This is a genomic window from Salipiger sp. PrR003 (assembly GCF_010500785.1).
Classification (GTDB): domain Bacteria; phylum Pseudomonadota; class Alphaproteobacteria; order Rhodobacterales; family Rhodobacteraceae; genus Salipiger; species Salipiger pacificus_A.
The window spans coordinates 222,991-229,777 of record NZ_JAAGOV010000098.1; the positions used below are offsets into that span (position 1 = coordinate 222,991).

The window sequence follows — 6,787 nt, forward strand, 5'->3', positions numbered from 1 at the left end:
GTGAGGATTTCGGAAAGCAACTGGTTCGAGATCGAGAAATACCTCGAGACCGACGACCGCTGTGTGCTGCCGCTCGGCAGCACCGAGCAGCACGCCTACCTGAGCCTCTCGGTCGACTCGATCCTGTCGGAGAAAGTCGCCGCCGATGCCGCCGAGCCGCTCGGCGTGCCGGTCTTCCCGGCGCTGGCCTACGGGCTTACCCCCTACTTCATGGGCTTTCCCGGCAGCGTGACGCTGAAGCTCGCGACTTATGCCGCCGTGGTTCGGGACATCCTCGACAGTCTCTACGCCACCGGCTTCCGCCGCATCCTCATCGTCAACGGTCACGGCGGCAACTGCCCGGTACAGCCAGTCACCATGGAGTGGATGCAGGCCAACCCGGGCGCCCGCTGCCGGTTTCACGACTGGTGGCGCGCGCCGAAGACCTGGGCCTGCGTGCAGGAGATCGACCCGGTGGCCAGCCACGCGAGCTGGATGGAGAACTTCCCCTGGACGCGGCTGCCGGGCCGCGCGCTGCCGGATGAGCAGAAGCCCTTCGTGCCCTTCGAGCGGCTGCGCGATCGCGACGCTGCCGGGGTGCGCGCGCTGATCGGCGATGGCAACTACGGCGGCGTCTACCAGAAGCCCGACGCCGAGACCGACCGGCTCTGGGCCGTGGCCGTGGAAGAAACCCGCGCGCTGCTCGACGGGGACTGGGCATGAGCGCGCGTCCGATCCTGATCTGGGGCGCGGGGGCGATCGGAGGCATCCTCGGTGCCTATCTCGCCCGCGCCGGTCGGGCGGTGCACATGGTCGACATCGTGCCCGAGCACGTCGAGGCGATGCGCACGACCGGGCTGCGCATCGAAGGGCCAGTCGAAGAGTTTACCCAGGTGCTGCCCGCCAGCACCCCGGAGGAGCTGACCGGCAGCTATGACGTCATCATCCTCGCGGTGAAGGCGCATGTCACCGAGGCGGCGCTGGAAATGCTGCTGCCGCATCTGACGCCGGGTGGCTACGTGGTCTCGGCGCAGAACGGGCTCAACGAGAGGGTCATCGCGGCGCGGATCGGTGCGGAACATACCGTCGGCTGTTTCGTCAACTACGGCGCCGACTGGCTGGAGCCGGGGGTTGTCCTCTTCGGCAACCGCGCCGCGGTGGCGGTGGGCGAGCTTGACGGGCAGGTCACCGACCGCGCGCGCGAGGTCCATGCGCTGCTGTCGATCCTCGAGCCCGAGGCGGTGCTGACCGACAACATCTGGGGCTATCTCTGGGGCAAGATGGGCTATGGTGCGCTGCTCTTCTGCACCGCGCTGACGCCCGACAGCATGTCCGACGCCATGGCCCGGCCCGAGCATCGTGCGGTCTACGCGCAGCTCGGCCGCGAGGTGATGACGCTGGCAGCCGCCGAAGGGGTCACGCCGCTCGGTTTCAACGGCTTCGACCCCGAGGCCTTTCGCGCCGGGGACCGCGCGGCGATCGATGCCTCGATGGACAAGATGGTCGCGCACAACCGAAAGACGGCGAAAACCCATTCCGGAATCTGGCGCGACCTCGCCGTGCGCAAGCGCCGCACCGAGGTGGACGCGCAGATCGGGGTGATGGTCGGGCTCGGCCAGACGCATGGCATCGAGGTGCCAGCGCTGGCGCGGATGGTCGAGCTGATCCATGACATCGAGGAAGGCCGGCGCGCGCAGTCCGCCGATCTGGTGACGGAGATGCTGCCGCTATGCGTCTGAGTTTCGAGGGCAAGGTCGTGGCGGTCACCGGGGCGGCGCAGGGCATCGGGGCGGCCATCGCGCGGCGCTTCGCCGCCTCGGGCGCACAGGTCGCAGCGCTCGACATCGATATGGACGGCATGGCGCCGCTCGGCGCCGAGGGCATGGGCCTGCACGTCGCCGATCTCGGCAGCCGCGAGAGCGCCGCTGCCGCCATTGCCAGCGCCATCGGAGCGCATGGCCGGATCGACGTTCTGGTCACCTCCGCCGGCGGGGTACGCGGGCAGGTGGGTCGCCCGATCGAGGAGATCGCCGAGGACGACTGGCACGCCATCTTCCGCGCCAACGTCGATGCCGCCATGTGGTGCGCGCAGGCAGTGGCACCGGGGATGAAGGCGCGCGGAAGCGGGCGGATCGTCACCATCTCGTCGGGCGCGGGGCTGCGGCCCAGCCTCACCGGCATCCAGGCCTATGCCTCGGCGAAACACGCGCTCGTCGGGCTGACGCGGCAGCTCGCGCTGGAGCTGGGGCCGCAGGGGATCACCGTCAACTCGGTGGCGCCGGGCTTCGTGCTGTCGAACCCCTCGACCGAGAAACAGTGGGAGGCCTTCGGCCCCGAGCGCCAGAAAGCCGTGCTGAGCGGCATTCACACGCGGCGGCTCGGTCGGCCCGAGGATATCGCCGGGGCCGTGGCCTTCCTGGCCTCGGAGGCGGCGGAATGGATCAGCGGACAGGTGCTGTCCGTGGACGGAGGACATGCATGAGCGAGCCGCACGAATGGGACGAGGCGCAGTGGCGCGGGCTGGTGGGGCAGGTGCGCGCCGGGCGCAGCCTGCTGCCGGACCGCTGGCCGGGCGGCGCGCGCTGCGCCGTGGCGCTCAGCTTCGACAGCGACCATGAAACCAACGAGCTGCGCGACGGCGGCACCTCGATCGCCCGTCTCGGCTGGGGTGAATACGGCGCGCGCCGCGGCATCCCGCGGATCAAGCAGGTGCTCGACCGCTTCGACGCGAAGGCAAGCTTCTTCGTTCCCGCCGTCGCGGCGCTGCTGCACCCCGAGGAACAGCGGATGCTGGCGCAGGAAGGCCACGAGATCGGCCTGCACGGCTGGATCCACGAGCGCAACACGCAGGTGCCGCCCGAGGCCGAGCGCGAACTGATGCTGCGCTCTGCCGACACGCTGGAGAAGATCACCGGAACGCGTCCGGTCGGGATGCGCACGCCGTCCTGGGACTACTCGCAGGTCACGCTGAAGATCGCGCGCGAGCTCGGGTTGCTCTATGACAGCTCGCTGTTCAACGACGACGACCCCTTCGAGATCCTCGACGCGGGCGAGCCGACGGGCATCGTCGAGCTGCCGGTGGAATGGATCCGCGACGACGCCGTCTATTTCATGATGAACCGCTTTGGTGCGCAGCGTCCCTACACGCCGCCCGCCGACGTGCTCGATATTTTCCGCCGCGAGTTCGACGGGGCGCGGGCCGAGGGCGGGCTGTTCCTGCTCACCATGCACCCCCATATCACCGGCTACCGTTCGCGCATCTTCATTCTTGAAGAGCTGCTCGAGCATATCACCGCGACCGGCGATTGCTGGATCGCCACCCATGCCGAGATCGCCCGCTACTGCGCCGAAGAGGCTGGGCTGAAAGGACCGAAATGACCACCTATTCGCTTGCGATCCACGGCGGGGCCGGGACCATCCTCAAGTCTCAGATGACCCCCGAGAAGGAAGCCGCCTACGAGGCCGGGCTGGCCCGCGCGCTCGAGGCGGGCGAGGCGGTGCTGCGGAGTGGCGGCAGCGCGATGGATGCGGTGACCGCCGCGGTCTGCGCGCTCGAGGATGAGCCGCTGTTCAACGCCGGGCGCGGCGCGGTCTTCACCACCGAAGGCGTGCAGGAGATGGACGCCTGCGTGATGGACGGGCGCGACCGCAGCGCCGGGGCCGTGGCCGGGATCTGCGGCCCGCGCAACCCGGTGCGCGCTGCCCGCGCGGTGATGGAGCGCACGCCGCATGTGCTGCTGATCGGGCCCAACGCGCTGCAGGTCGCGCGCGATGCCGGGCTGCCCTTCGAGGAGCCGGAGTATTTCTTCACCCAGGCCCGCTGGGACGCCCTGCAGGAGACGCTGGAGATGCGCCGCAACGGCGAGGAGAGCGACGATCCGGCCCGCCGCCACGGCACGGTCGGCGCGGTGGCGCGCGACCGCGCGGGCAACCTCGCGGCGGCCACCTCCACCGGCGGGATGACCGCCAAGCTGCCCGGCCGGGTCGGCGACACGCCGCTGCCGGGGGCGGGAACCTTCGCCGAGAATGCCACCTGCGCGGTCTCGGGCACGGGGCATGGAGAGGTTTTCATCCGCTACACGGCGGGCAGCGAGATCGCCGCGCGGATGAGGTTCCTGGGCGAGACGCTCGAGGACGCCGCCAGCCATGTGGTGATGCATGACCTGCATGACCACGATGGCTCGGGTGGGGTGATCGCCGTGGCGCAGGACGGCAGCATCGCGATGCCTTTCAACTGCGAAGGCATGTACCGCGCAAGCGTGCGCGAGGGAGAGTCGCCTGTGCTGGCAATCTACCGCACCCCGTGACTCGTCGGGATAGCCGCCGCAATTGCCCTCGCCACCGCAACAGGCCTTGCAGATCTGCGAATGGCGGCGAGCTGCGGCCCGAGGCAGCTCCATCTTCGGCGCCAGTTCCTTGAGCGTGTGGGCCGCGAGCGGCGCAAAGACCGAGGGCTTGAAGCGCGGCGGCGCGCGCTGCGCAACCTGGTGACGACGGAGGTGATCCGCGGCGTCTAGGTTGTTGCCCGCGCGGACACATACTTGTCAGCGGCTGCGCTGATGCTCCAAGATCTGATTGCCGCCGGGCGCGCCTGTGGCCAAGCGGCCCTCAGCCCAGGAGATCCCGCAGACCCGCATAGATGAGCCGCAGGGCCAGCAGGATCAGGATCGTGTCGAGCGCCAACCGGAAGCGGTGATCGTTCATCCTGTTGAGCACCATCTTCCCCGAGACCGTTCCGAGCAGACCGGCGGCGATCATCGCCACGACGAACGCCCCCCATTGGGCGAAGGCGAAGCCGAGCAGGCCGAAGGTCAGCGTCTTGATCCCGTGCTGCACCGTCATCAGCGTCGCATGGGTCGCGACATAGGAGTGGCGGGGCAGCTCCTGCGACTTGGTGAAGGTCGCAACGAAGAGCCCCGTTGCGCCGAAGAACATGGTCAGGAAGCTCGACACCGCGCCGACGATGGCAGGCCAGTCGCGCAGCCCCTTGGGCGGCTTGGCAAAGACCGAGTAGATCACGAAGGCGCCGATACCGATCTGCATGATCGCCGGCGGCAAGGTCACCGCGATGACGCCGCCCGCCGCCGCGCCGATCAGCGAGCCGAGTGCAAAGGCCGGGATCACCGACCAGTGGATGTGGCGGAAGGTCAGCGCCGCGCGCCCGAAGTTCGAGCCAAGCTGGATGACGCCATGGGTCGGGATCAGCGCCGCCGGGGGCACCAGGCTCGCCATGACCGCCAAGAGGACACCGCCGCCACCGATGCCGAAGGCGACGGTGATGAAGGAGGCGGCGAAGCTCGTGCCGATGAGCAGGGCAAAGACCGCTTCGGTCATGCCGTCGGGCAGCAGCAGGGATGGGATCATGGGAGGTTTGCTCTTGCAGTAAGGTGCCGCAGGATCTCAACTATTGCGGCGAAGAACAAGGGGTGCGGGTCGTCTATCTGAAGCAGGAGGCCTGCAGGGGCAACGCCGATGAAGGCTCGTTCCAGCGCGGCGTTGAGGCGCCGACCCTCAGCCACGCCGCGCTGGCGCACCACCCGCGCACGATCGACGATGACCGGAGCTGCTCGCCAGGTTCCGGCCCGCCTCGCGCTCAACTCTGGTTGGGCGACCAGACCTCGGGATTGATCATCTCGATCGGTGCGCCCTCGGCGTAGGCATTTATCAGCTCGAAAATCTCGCCGAATTGCTTGTCGAGCTCCTCGGAGGTCACGAAACCCACGTGCGGCGTCGGGATCACCCGGGGGTGCGAGAGCAGCGGATCGGCGGGATCGGTGACGGGCTCTGCGGGGAAGACATCGAGCGCGGCCTGCCCGATGCGGCGCGCCTCGAGCGCGGCCAGCAGGGCACCCGGCGCAATGAGCCCGGCGCGCGAGGTGTTCACCAGCACCGAGTCCGGCCGCATCGCCATCAGGTCGGCCTCGGTGACCTCGCCCCGGGTCTCGGGCAGCAGGCGCTTGTGGATCGACACCACGTCCGAGCTTGCGAAAAAGGCCTCGCGGTCCTCGGGAACGATCAAACCATCGACGGCGGCGCGGGCACGGCTCGCCTCCGAGGCCCAGACTTGCACGTCCATACCGAAGGCACGCGCATACCCCGCCACCACCTTGGCGATGCCGCCGTAGCCGTAGAGTCCCAGCCTCTTGCCCGCCACGTTGCGCCCCATCGGCGCGTGGCCCTGCCAAGCCCCCGCGCGGGCCGAGGCGATCTGCCGGGGCAGGTGGCGCAGCGCCGCGATGATCAGCCCGAAGGTCAGCTCGGCGGTCGAGGTCGAGGGGCCGTCCTTGCTCATCTTCGAGCAAAAGAGGATGCCGGCACGGCTCAGCGCGTCTGTATCCACATGGCCATGCTGGCCGCGCATGGCAATCAACTTCACCCCATCGAGCGCTTCGGCAAGCTCGGCGTTGATCGTGGTGCGGTCGCGGAACAGCACCACCGCCTCGGCGCCCTGCAGTCGCGCGGCCTGGGCGGCGGCATCGGGGGCGCGGTCGGTCCAGACGGTGACCTCATGGCCGTCGAGCAGGGAAAAAGACGGCAGGCACCGCAGGTTGTCGTACCAATCGTCGAGTATGTGAACCTTCAAGTCGGGATCTCCAGGGCAACCGGGTGCGCGGTGCCGACCTGCGCCTTGCGATGGGCGCGGCGGATCACCGGCGAGACGACCCGGTCCGAGACCGGGACGCCCCACACTGCCGCACCTGCGCTCCAGGCGGAAGTCAGGACCGGCGCCCGCTCAGCCCTTTGTCGCGGCGCGGTACCACTGGACGATCTCGCGGCGCGCCGCCGGGTCCATCTGGATGGCGTTGGG

Annotated in this window: 8 protein-coding genes; 5 read left to right on the top strand and 3 right to left on the bottom strand. The window is 69.1% G+C overall.

Annotated elements, in window-relative coordinates:
- Genes G0D83_RS29265 through G0D83_RS29285 form a run of 5 tightly spaced genes read left to right on the top strand, consistent with a single transcriptional unit; the run spans nucleotide 1 to nucleotide 4,286 of the window.
- Nucleotides 1-702, top strand: coding sequence for a creatininase family protein (locus tag G0D83_RS29265; RefSeq protein ID WP_164198034.1), 702 nt, complete (start codon nucleotides 1-3; stop codon nucleotides 700-702).
- Nucleotides 699-1,718 carry a ketopantoate reductase family protein gene (locus G0D83_RS29270; RefSeq protein WP_164198036.1) on the top strand — a complete coding sequence of 340 codons (1,020 nt, stop codon included), beginning with the start codon at nucleotides 699-701 and terminating at the stop codon, nucleotides 1,716-1,718. Before G0D83_RS29265 ends, G0D83_RS29270 begins: the two co-directional genes overlap by 4 nt.
- Nucleotides 1,709-2,461 (top strand): SDR family NAD(P)-dependent oxidoreductase, encoded by a 753-nt coding sequence (locus tag G0D83_RS29275; protein ID WP_164198037.1) that lies wholly within the window; start codon nucleotides 1,709-1,711, stop codon nucleotides 2,459-2,461. The genes G0D83_RS29270 and G0D83_RS29275 overlap by 10 nt, the downstream gene beginning before the upstream one ends.
- On the top strand, nucleotides 2,458-3,357 hold the full coding sequence (locus G0D83_RS29280) for a polysaccharide deacetylase (RefSeq protein ID WP_164198039.1): 900 nt from the start codon (nucleotides 2,458-2,460) through the stop codon (nucleotides 3,355-3,357). The genes G0D83_RS29275 and G0D83_RS29280 overlap by 4 nt, the downstream gene beginning before the upstream one ends.
- On the top strand, nucleotides 3,354-4,286 hold the full coding sequence (locus tag G0D83_RS29285; protein ID WP_164198041.1) for an isoaspartyl peptidase/L-asparaginase family protein: 933 nt from the start codon (nucleotides 3,354-3,356) through the stop codon (nucleotides 4,284-4,286). Before G0D83_RS29280 ends, G0D83_RS29285 begins: the two co-directional genes overlap by 4 nt.
- A 301-nt stretch (nucleotides 4,287-4,587) precedes the next feature.
- Here the strand turns inward: G0D83_RS29285 and G0D83_RS29290 are convergent, their stop codons facing one another.
- From G0D83_RS29290 to G0D83_RS31995, 3 genes are all read right to left on the bottom strand, one after another.
- Entirely contained in the window at nucleotides 4,588-5,343 is a 756-nt protein-coding gene (locus G0D83_RS29290; RefSeq protein WP_164198043.1) for a sulfite exporter TauE/SafE family protein, read from the bottom strand.
- 229 nt (nucleotides 5,344-5,572) lie between these two features.
- A complete protein-coding gene (locus G0D83_RS29295; RefSeq protein WP_164198045.1) occupies nucleotides 5,573-6,562 on the bottom strand; it encodes an NAD(P)-dependent oxidoreductase in 990 nt (329 codons plus the stop codon).
- On the bottom strand, nucleotides 6,559-6,787 hold a 229-nt coding region (locus tag G0D83_RS31995; protein WP_203595677.1), incomplete at its 5' end, for a hypothetical protein. The genes G0D83_RS31995 and G0D83_RS29295, both read right to left, overlap by 4 nt.